At 68.8% G+C, this 17,698-nt stretch carries 13 protein-coding genes; 8 read left to right on the forward strand and 5 right to left on the reverse strand.

Annotated features, from left to right (window positions below):
• Positions 1-7 precede the first annotated feature (7 nt).
• Genes EV643_RS20215 through EV643_RS20230 form a run of 4 tightly spaced genes read left to right on the forward strand, consistent with a single transcriptional unit; the run spans position 8 to position 3,212 of the window.
• On the forward strand, positions 8-289 hold the full coding sequence (locus tag EV643_RS20215; RefSeq protein ID WP_133801657.1) for a PAAR domain-containing protein: 282 nt from the start codon (positions 8-10) through the stop codon (positions 287-289).
• Between the two features lies 1 nt (position 290).
• Positions 291-722 (forward strand): GPW/gp25 family protein, encoded by a 432-nt coding sequence (locus EV643_RS20220; RefSeq protein ID WP_133801658.1) that lies wholly within the window; start codon positions 291-293, stop codon positions 720-722.
• Position 723: 1 nt separating this feature from the next.
• Complete coding sequence (locus tag EV643_RS20225) at positions 724-2,670, forward strand: putative baseplate assembly protein (RefSeq protein WP_133801659.1); 1,947 nt, start codon at positions 724-726, stop codon at positions 2,668-2,670.
• Positions 2,670-3,212: a phage tail protein gene (locus EV643_RS20230; protein WP_133801660.1), complete on the forward strand. Its 543-nt coding sequence runs from the start codon at positions 2,670-2,672 to the stop codon at positions 3,210-3,212. The genes EV643_RS20225 and EV643_RS20230 overlap by 1 nt, the downstream gene beginning before the upstream one ends.
• Here EV643_RS20230 and EV643_RS20235 read toward each other — a convergent pair.
• Positions 3,163-5,925 (reverse strand): AfsR/SARP family transcriptional regulator, encoded by a 2,763-nt coding sequence (locus EV643_RS20235; protein ID WP_133801661.1) that lies wholly within the window; start codon positions 5,923-5,925, stop codon positions 3,163-3,165. The two genes, EV643_RS20230 and EV643_RS20235, sit on opposite strands and share 50 nt — an antisense overlap.
• Positions 5,926-5,972: 47 nt before the next feature.
• Positions 5,973-8,030 carry an NlpC/P60 family protein gene (locus EV643_RS20240; protein WP_133801662.1) on the reverse strand — a complete coding sequence of 686 codons (2,058 nt, stop codon included), beginning with the start codon at positions 8,028-8,030 and terminating at the stop codon, positions 5,973-5,975.
• Between the two features lie 84 nt (positions 8,031-8,114).
• On the opposite strand from EV643_RS20240, the gene EV643_RS20245 reads away from it, so the two are divergent.
• Positions 8,115-10,367, forward strand: coding sequence for an Hsp70 family protein (locus tag EV643_RS20245; protein WP_166665512.1), 2,253 nt, complete (start codon positions 8,115-8,117; stop codon positions 10,365-10,367).
• A 4-nt stretch (positions 10,368-10,371) separates the two neighbouring features.
• On the opposite strand, the gene EV643_RS20250 is transcribed toward EV643_RS20245, so the two are convergent.
• Positions 10,372-11,082: a hypothetical protein gene (locus tag EV643_RS20250; protein WP_133801664.1), complete on the reverse strand. Its 711-nt coding sequence runs from the start codon at positions 11,080-11,082 to the stop codon at positions 10,372-10,374.
• Positions 11,083-11,568: 486 nt separating this feature from the next.
• Here EV643_RS20250 and EV643_RS20255 point away from each other — a divergent pair, with 486 nt between their 5' ends.
• Positions 11,569-12,504: a TolB-like translocation protein gene (locus EV643_RS20255; protein ID WP_133801665.1), complete on the forward strand. Its 936-nt coding sequence runs from the start codon at positions 11,569-11,571 to the stop codon at positions 12,502-12,504.
• A 206-nt stretch (positions 12,505-12,710) separates the two neighbouring features.
• Here EV643_RS20255 and EV643_RS20260 read toward each other — a convergent pair whose 3' ends face one another.
• Together EV643_RS20260 and pepN are read right to left on the reverse strand one after the other, a co-directional pair.
• The gene (locus EV643_RS20260; protein WP_238165685.1) at positions 12,711-13,241 is read right to left on the reverse strand and encodes a hypothetical protein; all 531 of its coding nucleotides are present in this window, start codon (positions 13,239-13,241) and stop codon (positions 12,711-12,713) included.
• Between the two features lie 5 nt (positions 13,242-13,246).
• Positions 13,247-15,820 carry an aminopeptidase N gene (pepN, locus tag EV643_RS20265; RefSeq protein WP_133801666.1) on the reverse strand — a complete coding sequence of 858 codons (2,574 nt, stop codon included), beginning with the start codon at positions 15,818-15,820 and terminating at the stop codon, positions 13,247-13,249.
• A 162-nt stretch (positions 15,821-15,982) separates the two neighbouring features.
• On the opposite strand from pepN, the gene EV643_RS20270 reads away from it, so the two are divergent.
• Positions 15,983-16,597, forward strand: a complete 615-nt coding sequence (locus tag EV643_RS20270; protein WP_133801667.1) for a mycothiol-dependent nitroreductase Rv2466c family protein — start codon at positions 15,983-15,985, stop codon at positions 16,595-16,597.
• 72 nt (positions 16,598-16,669) lie between these two features.
• Positions 16,670-17,686: a serine hydrolase gene (locus EV643_RS20275; RefSeq protein WP_133801668.1), complete on the forward strand. Its 1,017-nt coding sequence runs from the start codon at positions 16,670-16,672 to the stop codon at positions 17,684-17,686.
• Positions 17,687-17,698: the final 12 nt, after the last annotated feature.

Consider the following 17,698-nt stretch of genomic DNA (forward strand, 5'->3'; position numbering starts at 1 on the left):
GGCAGCCATGCCCGCAGCAGCGAGGGTCGGCGATCCGACCGGACACCCCGGCGTGATCGGGCCGCCCGGCGTACCGACCGTGCTGATCGCCGGGATGCCGGCCGCCACGGTGGGCACGCCGCACATCTGCTCGTTCCCGCCACCCGCGGTGCATCCGCCGTCGGCGATCGTCCCGCCCGGCTGCCCGACCGTCCTGATCGGCGGGATGCCCGCGGCCCGGATGGGCGACCTGGCCGGCTGCGGCGCCCCGATCGTGATGGGCGCGCCGACCGTCATGATCGGAGGCTGAGATGACCACCGACTTCATCGGCAACGGCTGGGCCTTCCCGCTCGGCACCGACGCCACCGGCGGAATCGCCTTGGTGGCCAGGGAACGCGAGATCGAGCAGGCGATCCGGCTGATCCTCGGTACGGCGAAGGGCGAGCGGCCGATGCGCCCCGAGTTCGGCTGCCGGATCCACGATCACGTGTTCGGCCCGGCGAACGCAGCGACGGCCGGGCAGATCGCGTACGACGTCCGCGAGGCCCTGGAACGCTGGGAACCACGGGTCGCCGTACAGGACGTGAGCGTCGGCTACGACCGGATCGAGTCGGGCCGGGTGTACGTCGACGTCGGCTACGTCATCCTCGGCACCAACGACCCGCGCAACCTGGTCTTCCCGTTCTACGTGATCCCCGATGAAGAGGTCGGTACTGCGCTGCCGGCCGAACTGGAGGTCTGACATGTTGCCGGCTCCGAATCTCGACGACCGGACGTTCCAGGGGCTGGTGGACGAGGCGAAACGCCTGGTCCAGCGGCGTTGCCCGGAATGGACCGACCACAACGTCTCCGATCCCGGGGTGACCCTGATCGAGGCCTTCGCGCAGATGGTCGACCAGCTCATCTACCGGCTCAACCGGGTGCCCGACCTCAACTACGTGAAGTTCCTCGAGCTGATCGGCGTGGAACTCAGGCCGCCCGCGGCCGCGAGGGGCGCCGTCACCTTCTGGTTGTCCGCGCCCCAACCACAAACGGTCCTGGTCCGCACCGGGACCGAGGTGGCGACGCCGCGGACCGACATCCACGAGCCGATCGTCTTCACCACCACGCAGGAACTGGAGATCATCCCCTGCTCGTTCGCCCGGGCCGGCGTGGCTCCGGCCGGGGGCAGCCCGTCCGATCTCACCACGGCGTTGTCAGGCCAGAACGGGTTCCCCTGCTTCTCCGAGACTCCGCAGCCGGGTGACGCTCTGCTGATCGGCCTGAGCGAAGCGGTCCCGTCCTGCGCCGTGACGATCCGGCTGAACTGCAGCGTTTCCGGTGCCGGTGTCGACCCACGGCATCCACCGCTCATCTGGGAGGCGTGGACCGGGTCCGGCTGGTCGGAATGCGATCTCGACAAGGACGACACCGGCGGGCTGAACAAGGCGGGCGACGTCGTCATCCACGTTCCCCCACAGCACGAGACCTCGATCATCTCCCGCCAGCGAGCCGGCTGGGTCCGGTGCCGGCTGATCCCGGTCGAGGACGGCCGCCCGACGTACACCAAATCGCCGAGGATCCTCTCGGCCAGCGCCTTCACGATCGGCGGCACCGTGCCGATGATGCACGCGGAGGTGATCCGCAGCGAACTCCTCGGTCGCTCCGACGGAACCCCTGGTCAGCGGTTCGCCCTCCGGCACAACCCGGTGGTCCCGTCCGAGGAACCCAGCACGGTCGAGGTCGCCGACGAGGACGGCGTCGAGACCTGGGAACCGGTGACGAGCTTCGCCGACTCGGGCGAGGACGATCGGCACTTCCGGATCGACGCGTACTCCGGCGGTATCCAGTTCGGTCCCGCCGTGCGTACCGCTGACGGCCGCCTGCAGCACTACGGAGCCGCCCCGCGGTCCGGGAGCACCCTCGCAATCTCGTCGTACCGGACCGGCGGTGGCCGACGTGGCAACGTCGCGCGCGGCCAGGTGCGGGTGCTGAAGACGAGCGTCCCGTACGTCGCGCGGGTGGAGAACCGCGCGCCCGCGATCGGCGGTGCGGATGCGGAAACGCTGGAAGAGGCGAAGGTCCGTGGTCCGATGCTGCTGCGGTCACGTGGTCGCGCGGTCACGGTCGAGGACTTCGAGGAACTGGCTCGCGAGGTCGCACCGGATGCGGCCCGGGTGCACTGTGTCCCGGCGACCGAGTCCGCCGATGCGGGCGGCATCCGCATTCTCGTCGTACCGCATGTGTCGGCCGACCCGATCGGGCGGATCCGGCGCGACGACCTGATCCCGCCGGAGGGCACGCTCGAGCGGATCACGCGGACGCTGGACGAACGTCGCCTGGTGGGGACCCGGTTGCTCGTCGCACCCGCGGAGTACGTCGGGCTCACGGCGGTGGTGGACGTGAGTGCGCGGTCCCGGTTCGAGCCGGAGGAGGTGAAGGAGGACGTGCTGAAGGCGTTGTACGACCTGCTCCACCCGTTGACCGGTGGGCCGGACGGGACGGGGTGGCCGTTCGGGCGATCGGTGCAGTCGCATGAGGTGCACGCCGCGTTGGCCCGGATCTCCGGGGTCGACATGGCACAGGAGATCAACGTGTCCCTCTTCCCGGCGGACCCGGTGACCGGGCGGCGATCGGCTCCCGTGCAGCGGCTGGATCTGCCGGCCACCGCGCTCGTCTACTCCTACGAGCACCAGGTGCGGGTGCGCTGATGAGGGGCGCGCTGGAACGGTTGCCGAGTCCGCATCCGCTCGGCCAGACGCTGCCGTCCGTCTACCGCACGGACGCGTTCACGCAACAGCTCTGCGACAGTTTCGACGTCGTCCTCGCACCGGTGATCAGTGCACTGGACAACCTTCCGGCGTACCTCGACCTCGGTACCGCACCCGAGGATCTGCTGCCGTGGTTGGCACATTGGCTCGGACTCGCCGTCGACCGAGGCGACGATCCGGTCCGGCAACGCGAGCTCCTTCGTTCGACCAGTGAGCTGCACGGCCAGCAGGGGACGCGATTGGGGATCGAGCTCGCCATCAGCGCGCAGCTCGGAGTACGGGCCGAGGTCGTCGAGACAGGTGGTGCGAGCTGGTCGGTCGACCCCAGCGATCCGCTACCGGGCGAAGCGGTGCCGGCTGTCGTCGTGCGCGTGTTTCCCGTGGCAGGGCAGGAGATTGACGAGGCGAGACTCAAGGACGCGGTGGCCGCGCTCAAGCCCGCACACGTGATCCATCGCGTGCAGGTCGTACCTCCGGAGTGACCTCCAGCTCGGCGCAGACCCGCGCGTGCTCCCGTCGTGTCAGCGCGGCCGCGGTCGGATCGCCCTGCCCTTCCTGCAGTTCAGCCAGCAGCAACCAGGACGAGTCCCGGAACGGATCGAGCTCCACAGCCCTCTGCGCCGCCCGCAACGCCTGAGCATCACGAGCCAACCCAGCCACCTGTACTGCGGCGTCGGCGGCGGCGAGTCGGTACCGATCCCGCTCCGCCAACACCCAATCCGCCGCACCGACCTCGGGCAGCAACTCACCGGCCGCGATCTCCAGTACTGCGGACCAGTCGGTCACGCTCCCCGATCGCCTCGCCCGCTGGAGCCGGGTCTCGAACTCGGCCAGATCAACCCATGCCCCGGGCAACACCAGCCGGTACGCATCACCGTTGCGCTGCACAACCTGATCGCCAAAACCCAACCCAGCAAGGCATTGCCGGACAGTGGAGGCCGCGACTTGCAGTCGATGTGTTCCGGCATCGGCGGGGGCGTCCGGCCAGAGGGCGTCGATCAGGCGTTCGCGATGCACGTCCCGATCGTGGTTGATTGCGAGCAGCAACAACAGGGATCGGGCTCGTGGCCGTAGCGATGGCCAGCTGACCGGCTTCCCGTCCAGCTCGAGCCGGAACCCGCCCAGGGTGAACAGCCGCACCGACCGGCCAGACCGTGACGGCCCGGTCTCGGCCAGCTGTCGCGCGTGGTCGAGCAGGCGATAGGCACCAGTCAACGCGGCCGATCGGGTCAGCCCTTCGGCTTCCTTCAACTGTTCAGCCGCGCCGGCATGCCGGATGCGGGCCAAGGCGACCGCGGCCAAGGCGGACGCCCAGGCCTGCGGGGTCCTGGCCTCGAGCCTGGCCGCCTCTACGGTTGCCCGGCGCAACCAGTCGGCCGCCTCCTCGTCCTGTCCGGCCCGCAGCCGGGCGGCTCCGATGAAGATTGCCATCAGCAACGAGCCCCACTGGTCGCCGTCGCGCCGGCAGTCCTCGGCGAGCGAGGCGCATCCGTCCAGCCGCCATCCTTCCGGCCGCGTCGCCAGCAGGACGGCCGCCTGTAAACCGCGAGCCAATCGGGCGAACCAGGGCAGCTCCTCCAGCTCGGCCGACAGCGCGATCTCCTCCAGCGGCACCTCGGCCTCGCTCCAGTTGCCGTCGACAAGTTCCGTGACGACAAGTCCGAGCCGGGCGCACAGCCGTCCGACCGGTCGGCCAGTTGGATCGGCGGCAAGCGGGCTGAACAGTTCTCGAGCGTTGACGAACCGGCCCGCGAGCAGCTCGATGGTCCCGTCCTCCAACGCTCCACCAGCGCCTTCACGGGTTGACGGGACACGTCTGGTCGCCTGCCGGATCGCTTGCGCGGTACGGCGTACCGGGGTGGCGGCTCGACCAAAGGGCTGGGGATGAGCGGACCAGATCTCGGCCAAAGCACGTTCGTCGGCGCAACGGGCCTGGAAGTCGGGATCGTCCAGCATCGACTCGGCATGCCGGTATGCCTCCACCGCTGCGGCAACCGAACCCGACCGGAAGTACCGGCGAGCCCGGGCCAACGCCAGCCAAGGGTCGTCGTCCGGCAGCTCCGACCGGGCGACCCAATCCTGGCCAACGGCGGTTGCGCCCCCGACCTGCAGCAAACGCGCCACCGACGCCCAGTCGTCGCCGAGCGCATAGGCACGCATTGCCTCTCGCGGGTGCCCCGCATCCTCCAGCAGCCGCGCACTGCGCGCGTGGATCTCCCGCGAGGCCGCTGTCCCCAGTTCGTCGATCAGCAGACCTTCCAGGTGCGTCTGCAGCACCTGGTGATACCTGTACGTCGACCCGTCGTCGGTGGACGTGGTGAAGAACTGCAGTGTCTCCAGCTCCTCCAACACGGCCGCGCTGCCGGTCCGGTCGAGCAGCGCGTCGCAGAGCGGACCGGTCAACCGCCCGAGCGTGCTCGTGATCAGCAAGAACTCCCGCCGCTCCGGGTCCAGCTCGGCCAGTACGTTGCGAGTCAGATAGGCGCGCACCATCCGCGAACGGCCGCCGAGCTCGGTGGCGGCCCGGATCCGTTCGGCGCTCGACTTGCCCATCGTCGCCAGGTGGAACAGCTGCAACCCCGCCGCCCACCCGCCCGTACGACGGGTCAGCGCGGCCGCGGCTTCGGGGGAGAGCGGTTCCCGGTAGACCGACCGGAACAGCTCCTCCACCTCCCACGACCGGAAGCGCAAGTCGTCGCCGTCGAGGACCAACAGCTCGCCTGACACGATCAGTCGTGGCGTGTTCAACGACAACGGCCGCCGGGACCCGAGCAGCAACCGCAGATGCCGCGGCCGGTACTCGAGGAATCGCTCCAACGCTTGTTCCGCGGGACTCCCGGCCAGCTCGTGCACGTCGTCGACGATCAACCGCACGGGCGTCGGCACACCCGTCTCGGTGGCGAGGATCAGCTGGTCCGCAGTCGTGGCGTCCAGCGCTTCAGGTAGGACGACGGCCAACGCCTCGGTCACATGCCGGACCAGGGCATCCTCCGACCGGTCCTCCGGCCTGGCCCGGTACCACGCGGTCGGCATACCCGGGGTCCCCGCGATCTGGGCGAGCAGAGTGGTCTTGCCGGAGCCGGCCGGGGCGAGCAGGAGCACACCGCCGGGGCCGGTTGCGTCGAGCAATGGACGCGCCAGCCGGTCCCGCGACAGGCCGGACGGCTCTGGTCGCCGGACCTGTTCCCTGAACACCACTGAACCCACAGCTGCCCCCCGGCGTGCTCTTCAAGCAACAGGTCTCAGTCTGGAGCACCATCCGGCCCCGTGCCAGGCCCCAATCCATCGGTCTGATCAAGTTCACTTGAACTCCCCGCCGGCGCTGTTCCGAGTTGCCCGCCGAGGCCCGGTTTGAGCGGATCCGAACCGAACTGGACCTCAAGCGCGTCGCCAAGGCCGTCGGAGTCGGAGTCGAGCAGGGTCGGGTTGGTGCCGAGGGACAGCTCGGCGTTGTCGGACAGCCCGTCGCTGTCCGAGTCGCTCCGCAGCGGGTCGAGCCCGGCCCGCTTCTCGTACGTGTCGGTGAGGCCGTCCTTGTCCGTGTCGGTCACACCGTTGCGGATCACCTCGGCGAACTGGCCCTGCCCGCCGACGCCGGCCACGCCCGGGATCTTGCCCGGATCGCTGCCCTGCGACAGCTCGAACGGATCGGACAGCCCGTCCTTGTCGGTGTCGGCCAGGAGCGGATCAGTGTGCGACTTGATCGCCTCGAACGCGTCCGGCAGCCCGTCCTGATCGGTGTCGGCCGAGGCCGGGTTCATCCCCGCGAGCTTCTCGAAGGCGTCGGTCAGCCCGTCCTTGTCGGCGTCTGGCGGCGCGGTGACCGGCGTACCGGTGTCGATCTGGTCGTACTGTGCGCTCAGGGCCGCCGTGGTCGCGCCGTTCGGCGACGTACCCGGCATCTGCAGGGTCGGCGCTGCCGCCAACATGGTGTCCGGACTGGTCGAAGCCGGAGCAGGTGATGCGTCGAGGCCCGGGATGATGCCCGCGTAGTTGAACCGGTTGTTCGCGGAGAACTCGCCCACGCCGTACTTGGTGCCCTTCGCCTCGATCGTCCGGCCGTCGCCGAGGCTGATCGCGACGTGCGCCTTGGACGGGCGGCCGCCGCCGGGAGCGGGCTCTTTGGAGAAGAAGAACAGCAACGCGCCCTTGGTTCGCAACGCCTCGTCGACCCCGACCAGCGCGTCCTTCTGCTTCAGGTCGAGGTACTGGTACATCGCGCCGTCCGGGATCTCCACGCCGGCCTGGTGCGCGGCCCACTTGGTCAGCTCGGAGCAGTCGAACACGTCCGGGTCCATGTCGCTCAGCTTCGCCCGGGCGCCGAAGACATACCGGTCGCCCTCCTGCGCCTGCGCGATCGAGACGAACCGGTCCACCTTCGTCTGATCCCCGCCGGCCTGCCGCTGCATCGGTTGCATCGGTTGCTGCGGCTGGACGGTCTGGATGGTGGGCTGGACGGGCTGTGGAGTGGGCGGAGGCGTGACAGGTTGCGGGATCACGCCGTCGCCGGCGTCCGCGACCATCGGGTTCGAGCCGTACTCGATCTCGATCCGGTCCGACAAGCCGTCGTTGTCACTGTCCCACTTGCTCGCGGCACTGCCGAGCGACGCCTCCGAGCTGTCCGACAACCCGTCCAGATCGCTGTCCGACAGCTTCGGATTCGAATGGCTGACCGCGATCTCGTACCCGTCGGCGAGCCCGTCGCTGTCGGTGTCGGCCAGCTTCAACCCGGTCCCGGCCGCCCGCTCGAACGCGTCCGTCAGCCCGTCCGAGTCGGAATCCAGCTGCATCCCGACCGCCTGCCCCGCGTCGATCCGGTCGTACGACGCCAGACTCGTCGGCTGCGTGCTCGTCAGCACCGTCTCGCCCGATCCGTTCGATGACGAAGGCAACGGCGGCGGCAGCTTCGACCCGTACCCCACCACCCCGCGCCCGTCGCCTTGTACGCCGGTAACGGCCTCGACCTTGTCCAAATAAGTCCGGTAATCGTGCGATGTGCCCTGGTTCGACGCGTGCGTCGTGGTCCACGGACGCATGTCCCTGCCCTGCCGGGAGATGTCGAAGGCCGCCCGCGCGTTGGCCAGTGGATCGTTCAGATCGCCGTACTTCGTGCCGCGGTTCCCGTCGGCGGCCACGTTGATCTGCCAGAGCCCGACCGAGTGCTCGCCCTTCGTGTTCAGCGCACTGGTCCGGCCGCCGGATTCGGCCATCGCGATCGCGGTCCACGTGGTCGCCTGCTCCGGGCTGAACCCGGCAGCGCGTGCGGCCTCGTAGATCTCGCCGATCGAGAGCTTGGGCATATTTGCAGTTTAGTGACGCCGACCCGTTTCTGGCACTCAAGCTCTACGATGTGTGCACCGTCGGGCAAAACCAGGGTGGGGGCCATGGGGTATCGGCTGGGTGTCGATCTGGGGACGACTTTCACTGCCGCGGCGATCCGCGACGGCGGGCCGCCGACCATGCTCGGGCTGGGCAACCGGGCGCTGCAGATCCCGTCGGTGCTGTATCTCCAGGAGGACGGCGAGTTCCTGGTCGGCGAGGCCGCCGAACGCCGGGGCGCCGCCGACCCGGCCCGGATGGTCCGCGAGTTCAAACGCCGCCTCGGAGACCCGGTCCCACTACTGGTCGCCGGTACGCCGTTCTCGGCGCAGGCCCTGTCGGCCAAGCTGCTCGCCTCGGTGGTTGCCACGGCGACCGAGCGACGTGGCGCTGCCCCCGACGAAGTGGTCCTGACCTATCCGGCCAACTGGGGTGCGTACAAACGCGAACTGGTCGACCAGGTGATCAGCCTCGCCGACGTCGGCCGCTCGCTGACCTGCACCGAACCACAGGCCGCCGCGATCCAGTACGCCTCCCAGGCCAACCTGCAGCCGGGGGATCGGGTCGCGGTGTACGACCTCGGTGGTGGCACCTTCGACGTCTGCGTGCTGGAGAAGACCGGGGCCGGGTTCACCATCCTCGGGACGCCCGAGGGGATCGAGCAGCTGGGTGGCGTCGACTTCGACGAGGCCGTGTTCCAGCACGTCGTCACCGCACTCGGTCCGGCGGTCGAGCAGCTCGATCTCGACAGCCCTGAGGGTCGTGCCGCGCTGACCAGGCTGCGTCGCGATTGCGTCGAAGCCAAGGAAGCCCTGTCCGCGGACGTGGACACCGTGATCCCGGTCGCGCTCCCGGGCCGCAGTACGTCGGTCCGGCTGACCCGGGCCGAGTTGGAGACGTTGATCGCGCCCGCACTCGAGCAGACCGTGGAGGCGACCAGCCGGGCGCTGCGGGCGGCGAACACGACCACCGAGCAGCTCACTGCAATCGTGCTGGTCGGTGGTAGCTCCCGGATCCCGTTGGTGAGCCATCTGCTGCAGTCCCGGTTCTCCACTCCGACGGCGCTGGACACGCATCCCAAGCACGACATCGCATTGGGCGCAGTCCAGTTCCAGCCGGAAGAGGCCAGGACGGAACAGCTTGGCGCGGTCGGGACGCAGCTGCCCTCGCCGACGAGGACGCCGCTGTCGGCGCAGGCCAAGCGGCGGCTGGCGATCGCGGCGGGCGGCGTCGTCGTACTGGCTGGGGGAGTGGTCGCGGCGATGCAGCTGGCCGCGGGGGACGGCGGGAACCCAGGTGGACAGACCTCGGTGGCAACGAACACGCCCTCGCAGTCTGTGTCTTCAACGACGCCGACCAAGCCGACCACACCAACAGGGCCGCAGGCATTGCCGGAGGCGCCGGTGAAGTTGGCGGACACCGAGTTGGTCATTCCGCTGCTCAGAAAGGTGAGCGCCGACCTTACACTCGTCGACCTCTATGTCGCCGACGTGACCAACCCGGCCAAGCGGACCAAGCTGACCACGAAGCCGAACGATGATCTCCCCGCCCTCGCGCCGAACAAGCGGACCATGATTTACCTGCACAACGTGCCGCCCTCGAAGGACCGCAGTCTGTGGGTCTCCGGAGTCGACGGCAGCAGGGCGAGAGAACTGTTCACGAAGACGCCGGCGCAGTGTGCCGCCAGCATCGGCAGACCGGGCTGGAACCCCAAGGATCCTACCCAGATCGTGGTCGGCTGCACCGCCGCCGACGGGACGTTCGGGATCTACCTGCTCGATACCGACGGCAAGGTACTGCAGAAGCTCTTCAGCAATCCGGCGCGCAAGGGCTTTGGGGCCAGTGATCCCGCGGTGTCACCGGACGGCAAGCTGGCCGTCTACGAGTTTCACGGCGGCTCCGGCACCGGTCTCTACGCGGTCGCGCTGGACGGCAAGAGTGAGCCACAGCGGCTGACCTCCGGCAGCGACGCCGATCCGGTCTGGTCGCCGACGAGACCGGGCGTGCTGGCGTTCCGGCGTGTGCTCGGGGACAACTCGGCCACGATCTTCGTCACCAGCGTCACCGGCGCCGACCTGCCTTGCGCCGGCCAGTCGAGGCCGAACGAGATCGGTGGCGGCCGGATGTGCCAGCTCACCGATGCGAGCGTGTTCGATCAGGATCCGACCTGGTCGCCGGATGGGAAACGGATCGCCTTCAAGCATGGCTTGAACCCGTCGGCCATCCAGGTCGTACCGGCTGATGCGAGCGCGGCGCCTCAGCTGGTTTGGCCCAACAACCCGGGCAATCAGAACGCGCCCGCCTGGACCCCGCGCTGACGTCTCAGCCGAGCCGGGTAGCCGGTTCGTACGTGGGGCAGGAGACGTCCGAGTGGATCTTCTGGGTCTTCGGGGCGACGCACAGGTCGTAGCCCGCCTCAGCGGTGGCGAACGGGCCGAGGTAGACGACCCAGGTGTTCGTCATCGGTCGCAGGCTGCCGTCCGCGAGGCCGGGGTACTGGCCGTTCGCGAGCATCGCCTTGGCCGGGACGCCGGCCGTGATCAGCCGGCCGGCCAGAGACTTGGCGGCCTGGGCGACCTGATCGGCATCCATCCCCGAATCGGTGGAGTAGGAGTCGAGCACGACGATCCACTGGCCGGCCTTGAACCTGGGTGATTGCGGGCCGGTGTTCGGCGGTGGCGGTGACGCCTTCTGGCTGACCGCGGGACTGCGATCCGCCTTGGCCGTCCCGAGTGAGGGTGCCGGGTCCGAGCTGGGTTTCCCGGCGGGCGTCGTGGAGGTGCCGGCCACGTCGCGGCCGGCGGCAGGCGCGCCGCCGGTGGGGGACTCGGAGGGGGTCCCGTTGGTGATAATGAAGGCGAAGGCAGCGACCATCGCGGCGCCGGCCACGACGGCCGCGCCGATGGCGCTGTGCGACCACTTCGGCTTACCCGCCCGGTGGGGTCGGGCGGCCCGGGTGGGTTTTCGGTGGTCCAGATGTGGCACGGCCAAGGCCCTCCCCAGTCCTTCCTGGTGGAATTCCCGGCTCAGCATAGGACGGATTCCTGTGAAAGTGAGCAGTGTTCAGGTGCTCGGAATCACACTGCTCAGCACCTGGTCGCGGACCGGAATCGATCGGCGACAGTGCGCTGTCGATCAGTCGTTTGAATGTAACAGGTAGCGTTCGCGCTACCACGATCCGGTATTCCAGGCGATGGTCATAAATCTCCCCGGCTGAAAGCGTGAATGGAAAACCACTGACCATCCAGGAGGAATGCGGAATGAGAAGAAGACGAACTCTCGCCCGACCACGTCCTCTGCTGGTGGCGGAACGTCAGTCGTCCACGCATCCGGGATGTGCAGGTGCGGTCGCTCTGTGCGATCAGGCGCGCCTTTTATCACCGAGTGGTCTGCCGTGTCAACTTTGCAGGCGTGCCGTTCGTCCACATGGGTGTCCGAAAGGGGGACACCATGCAATCCAAACAAACAGCGCGGCGGCTGACGGCAAGGGGCACGAAGACCGCGGCAAGGGGAAACATCATGAATCCTGACCATCGCGCCAGGCGAATGATCCGACTGCTGGTCCTTGCGCTGGCGCTGCCAGCGCTGATCGTGGGAACGGCAGCAACCGCCCAGGCGACCGCGCAGCACGACTCGGTCGCAGGCCAACCGGCCACGTTCGTCGCTTCCCGAGACGGGGTCGTCGTGCTGGTCTCCAGCACCACCGGTCGCGTGCTGCGCGCGTTGACCACCCCACAGCCCGGCGGCAGGGACAGCGATCCGTACCTGGCCGACAGCGGCCGGACGGTGGTGTTCGTCCGCGGCACGGGCACCTGCTCGTCGAGCATCCTGGCTGTGCCCCGGTGGGGCGGGCGCACTCGCGTCCTGGTGCCGGGCACGACCGGAATGTTCAGCCAGCCAAGGCTCTCCCGTGACGGTCGACTACTGGCCTACCAGCGCCACGACTGCGCTGCGCGCCCGGCAGGCCTGATGGTCCGCACGCTGCGGACCGGCGCGACCCACACAATCGCCGTGCCGGGCAACGGCGAGGCCCTCTCTTACACGTTCACCGCGAATGGCCGCCGCCTGATCACCGCCTTGTATGTCGGCACCTATCAGGTTTGGTCGATCCCGGTGCGCGCCCGCAGCGTCGCTGCCGGGCGGCTGCTGCATCCCGCCCAGGCTGGCTGCTTCGCCCGGCACCTAACCGCGATCGGGCCGTCCAGGTACGTCGCGGTCGACCAGTACTGCCCCACTACCGGCGAGGAGAAGGTCCTCAAGGTCGACAACCGCACCGGACGACGCGTCGGCGTTCTCGCCCTTGTCCCGACCAGCGTAGTCGGGCTGGCCGGGATCGACTTCGACGCGACCGGCCGACACCTGCTCCTGCAAGATCAAGGGAGCACCGTCTACACGGTGACCCACGGCGCCAAGATGGCCCCGATCGCGACCGGCTTCCAGTCGGCCACCTGGTAACCAGTTCGGCAGCTGGGAGCTCACCGCCCGTCCACGGCGGGGCGGTGAGCGATCGCCTGAGCCGCGCCTGCTTCCGACGCTGCGTAGATGCCGGTCTGGCTGTCTGGAGGGCACGAAGCGGCTGTGCTCGGGCTTAGCCGTCGGCTGGCCCAGGTTTAGGCGTGGTTCAGGCGGCCGGTCGATCGTCCCACCACGCGAAGCGTCAACTAGGTCCCAGACGGAATCCCGCCTGGCTTGGGGGTCGGCCGGGTGTCGAGGGCATCTTCCAGCCAGGCGTCGACGTCGACCTCGCTGTTCAGGATGTGGTGCACGTACGACGCTCGCTCGTGCGCGAGGACCTCGAGCTCCCAGACGCAGGGCGCGGCGCCGATCGGAGCCGGGCGGAGGTCGTCCACGTCCAGGCCGGAGAAGATGCTCAGCCGGGACTGGAAGTCTCTCGCCCAGCTCTGCACGACCAGGTACGTCGCGTCGTCGCCCAGATGCAGCACCACGACCCCGAGCCCGACCGCCCCCATCGCGTCGTCGAACTCGAGCTGCCGGCTCGCGCCGGCCCGGGCGACCGACACCATCCGGTCGTCCCACGACCGGCCGCGCGCCGTGATCACGTACGGCTTGACCAGCCGGTTGTGAAAACGCCACGGCAGCAACGGCGTGACCGGCCGAGGTCGATAGGCCTCGGCCAGTCCCGTCAAGGCAACAGAGGCCGCACCAGCGAGGGCGGGATCAGGGGAAGCCACCCGCCCTACCCTGCAGCGTCCCGCCGTTGTGCGTCCAGCGCGCGGATGAGATCGGCGCGGGCTTCGCCGACGTACCGCAGGGTGGGGGCGTCGACCGAGTCGGCTTCGGTGTCGAGCCACGCGGTGAGGGCGTCGAGGGTCGATTGTTCGGGCAGGTTGCGTGGGGACAGGTAGACCAGGACGTTCTCGCCCATCGACGAGCCGAGCCGGGTGTAGACGTCCTGCGCGGCGGCCAAGTACTTCTCGATGTACGGCCGGAGCAGGTCTTCTTGGCCGGGTTGCTGGAAGCCGAGGATGGTCCGGAACTGGGTTTCGTTCGGGGTGTCGCCGGACTCGACCGCGATCCGCCAGGCTTCTTGTTTCGCCTCGGCGGTCGGCCGGGCCGCGCGGGCCTGGGCGGCTCGTTCCTGGCCGGTGATGGTGGTGTCGCGGGTGAGTTCGTCGTCGATCTGGTCGGCGTCGACCCGGCCGAGCCGGGCGAGCGCGACGATCAGCGTCCAGCGCAGATCGTTGTCGACCACGAGCCCGTCGGGCAGGTCGTTGCCGTCCAGCCAGGCGGCCAGCCGGTCGGCGCCCTGGTCGGAGAACACGCCACCGATGTAGGCCCGCGCGAACGCGAGCTGGTGGTCGCTGCCCGACTCAGCATCCGCGACCAGCTCGGCCAGCGCCTGCTCGTACTGCGCCCGTAGCGCGTGCCGGTTCGCCGGTGCGGCGTAGCTGTTGATCGCCGAGGTCGCCTGCCCCAGCAGCGACCGGACTCCGGTCAGGTCGGTTTCGGCGCGGATCCCCTTCAGCACGATCCCGACGTACTGGCCGGCCGGCATCTCGGCATCCCGGGTCATGTCCCAGGCCGCACCCCAGGCCAGTGCCCTGGGCAACGATTCGTTCAGCTGGTCGATCGACTCGACCAGGGTGGCCCGGGACCGCTCGTCGAGGCGGATCTTGGCGTAGGTGAGGTCGTCGTCGTTGAGCAGTACCAGGTCCGGCTGGTTCGCGCCGATGAGCTCGGCCAGCTCGGTACGCGGGCCGTCGATGTCCACCTCGAACCGTTCGGTCCGGACCAGGCCGGCGTCGGTCCGCCGGTACAGGCCGACGGCGAGCCGGTGCGGACGCAGTACAGGGAACTGTTCGATGGCGGTCTGCTCGATCGCGAACGTCTCGAACGCGCCCGCGGCGTCGACGGTGAAGTCCGCGCGCAACGTGTTCACCCCGGCGGTCCGCAGCCAGCGCTCGGTCCAGTCGTCCAGGTCGCGGCCGGACGCCTTCTCCAGCGGCTTGAGCAGATCGGTCAGCTCGGTGTTGCCGAACGCGTGATCGGCGAAGTACTCCTTCAGCGCGGACACGAAGGTGTCCTCACCGACGAACGCGACCAGCTGGCGCAGCGCGGACGCGCCCTTGGCGTAGGTGATGCCGTCGAAGTTCACCTCGACCGCGTGGAAGTCGACCATGTCCGCGGCGATCGGGTGGGTCGAGGGCAGCTGGTCCTGGCGGTAGGCCCAGTTCTTCCGGGCGTTGCAGAAGGTGGTCCAGGCGCCGGCGTACTTCGTCGTCGCGACCGCCTGGGCCCAGTGCGAGGCCCACTCGGCGAACGACTCGTTCAGCCACAGGTCGTCCCACCAGGTCATCGTGACCAGGTCGCCGAACCACATGTGCGCGAGCTCGTGCAGCACCGTGTTCGCCCGGGCCTCGAGCTCGGCGTGGGTGGTCCGGCTGCGGAAGATGTACTCGTCCCGCAGCGTCACGCAGCCCGCGTTCTCCATCGCGCCCATGTTGTACTCCGGCACGAACGCCTGGTCGTACTTGTGGAAGGGGTACGGCGTCCCGAACGCGCTCTCGAACAGCTCGAACCCCTGCTTGGTCACCTCGAACACGTCGTCGGTGTCCAGCGACCCGGCCAGCGACGGGCGGCACAGCAACGACAACGGGTACGTCCCGTGCGGACCGGTGTAGGTGTCGGTGACGACGTGGTACGGACCCGCGACGACGGCCGTGATGTACGTCGACATCGGCTCGGTCGGCGCGAACTCCCAACGAGCGAAGGACTCGCCGTTCTCACCCGTGTACGGCGTGGGCTCGGGCGTCGGCGCGTTCGAGATGACCACCCACCGGGCGGGGGCGGACACGGTGAAAGTGAAAGCGGCCTTGAGGTCGGGCTGCTCGAACGTGGTGAACACCCGGCGCGCGTCCGGGACCTCGAACTGGGTGTAGAGGTAGGTCTCCTTGTCGGCCGGATCGACCGAACGGTGCAGCCCTTCACCAGTGCGCGAGTAGATGCAGTCCGCGACCACGCGCAGCTCGTTGCGCTCGGCCAGATCGTCCAGCTGGATCCGGGCCCCGTCGTACACGGTCTCCGGGTCCAGCGAGCGGCCGTTCAGCGTCACCTCGCGCACGCTCGCCGCGATCAGGTCGGCGAAACTGCCGGCGCCCGCCTCGGCGCTGAAGGTGAGCGTGGTGGTCGACGCGAACGTCGCCGCGCCACTGGCCGCCGTGGTCAGGTCGAGCTCGATCGCGTAGCTCACGTCACTGATCAGGCCGGCTCGGGTCTGCGCCTCGTTGCGCGTCAGGTTGGTTCCAGGCATGTCGGCATCCTATGCACCTGGCTCGACCCTTGGCTGAGGGTTTCCCCGCGACTTCGGCACCGATGCGAAAGCGTTTCCATCGCCACGTGCGGCGGTGATGGACGGTGATGACGCCACGCCCGCCGGTAACCGGAGTTGATTGCATTTTGTACGATCGAAGTCATGACTGCCCCCGCCGATTTCTGGTTCGACCCGGCCTGCCCCTGGGCCTGGATGACGTCTCGCTGGATGCTCGAGGTCGAGCAGGTCCGGGACGTGAAGACGACCTGGCACGTGATGAGCCTGGCCGTCCTGAACTCCGGTCGTGACGAACTGTCCGACGACTACAAGAGCCTCCTGAAGAACGCCTGGGGCCCGGTCCGCGTGCTGATCGCGGCCGAGCAGGCGCACGGGAACGAGGTGCTGCTGCCGCTCTACACCGCGCTCGGCCAGCGGATCCACACCGAAGGTCGTGGCATTGGCGACGGCAAGGGTGACGTGATCAAGGAGGCGCTCGCCGAGGTCGGGCTGCCCGCGTCCCTGATCGAGGCCGCCGACACCGACAAGTACGACGACGCCCTGAAGAAGTCGCACCACGCCGGGATGGACCAGGTCGGCATGGAGGTCGGCACCCCTGTGATCGCGGTCGAAGGGGTTGCCTTCTTCGGCCCGGTGGTCACGCCCGCGCCGAAGGGCGAGGCGGCCGGCAAGCTCTGGGACGGCGTCCGTCTCGTGGCCGGTACCGAGGGCTTCTTCGAGATCAAGCGCACCCGGGATCGCGGACCCATCTTCGACTAAGGGTCGCCTTGGTGATTCGGCCTGGCGTACAAGGGTTGTATCGATACGCCAGGCCGAAGAAGGTTGCGCCCCATGGGGCTGACAGCTGGGATCGCGGTCTTCGACCGGCAAAGTGGGCGGTTCACCGAGCAGGTCAATCCGGATCTGCGGTTCCGGTCCGCGTCGGTGGTGAAGCTGCTGATCGTGCTCGACTACCTGTGGGACCGCGGTCCGGCCTACGACGTACCGGCGGCTGATCGGGCTCGGCTGGACGTGATGTTGCGCAGTAGTGACGACGCCGCAGCCAGCTACTACTGGGACGAGCTCGGCGGTGGCCCGATCATCGACCGGATGGTGACCCGTCTGGGCCTCACCCACACTGCCCGGCCGCCGGCGACCCACCCGGGCTTCTGGGGATACGTCGCGATCACGGCCGCCGACACCGTGCGGATCTACCGGTACTTGTTGGAGCGGGCGCCGGCGCCGGTGCGCGAGTACGTGATGGGCAACCTCTATCGGGCGACGCGGTGCGGGACCGACGGGTTCGACCAGTACTTCGGGATCGCGTCGGTCTTCGACCTGGCGTTCTCGGTCAAGCAGGGCTGGTCCGGATTCGTGAACTCTGGTGGGTCCGGGCAGCGCCAGGCAGGAGGGGTCGATCTGACCAGTGAGGCCTTGCACACCACGGGTACGGTCGGGCCCGGGGATCGGTCGATCGTGGCCGTCTACACGTTGCACCCCAACGGAACGGCGTACGGGAAGGCCTACACGGACCTGACTCGGCTGACCCGGTCGTTGACCGTGCCGGGCGGTAGGCGGGCCGAAGGGAGTTGGTTGCCCACCACCGGTTCGGGGGTGCGGGTGCGTGCCGCGCCGACCACGTCCGGCGGGATCCTCGGCACCTTGCCGTCAGCGGTCGACGTACTGGTCGGCTGTCAGACGAAGGGCGAGCGGATCGACGCGCCGCCGCGGTCAAGTGACGACCGGGGCGGTGGGGTGGGGAAGGTATCTGAATGGTGGGCTTACTTGCCGAAGTACGGCGGGTACGTGACGAACGTGTACGTCGGCTCAGGGTCGGACAAGCTCCCCGGCGTGCCGGACTGTGAATAGGGAGTGGGAGAC

The sequence above is a fragment of the Kribbella caucasensis genome, assembly GCF_004361855.1.
GTDB classification, from domain to species: domain Bacteria; phylum Actinomycetota; class Actinomycetes; order Propionibacteriales; family Kribbellaceae; genus Kribbella; species Kribbella caucasensis.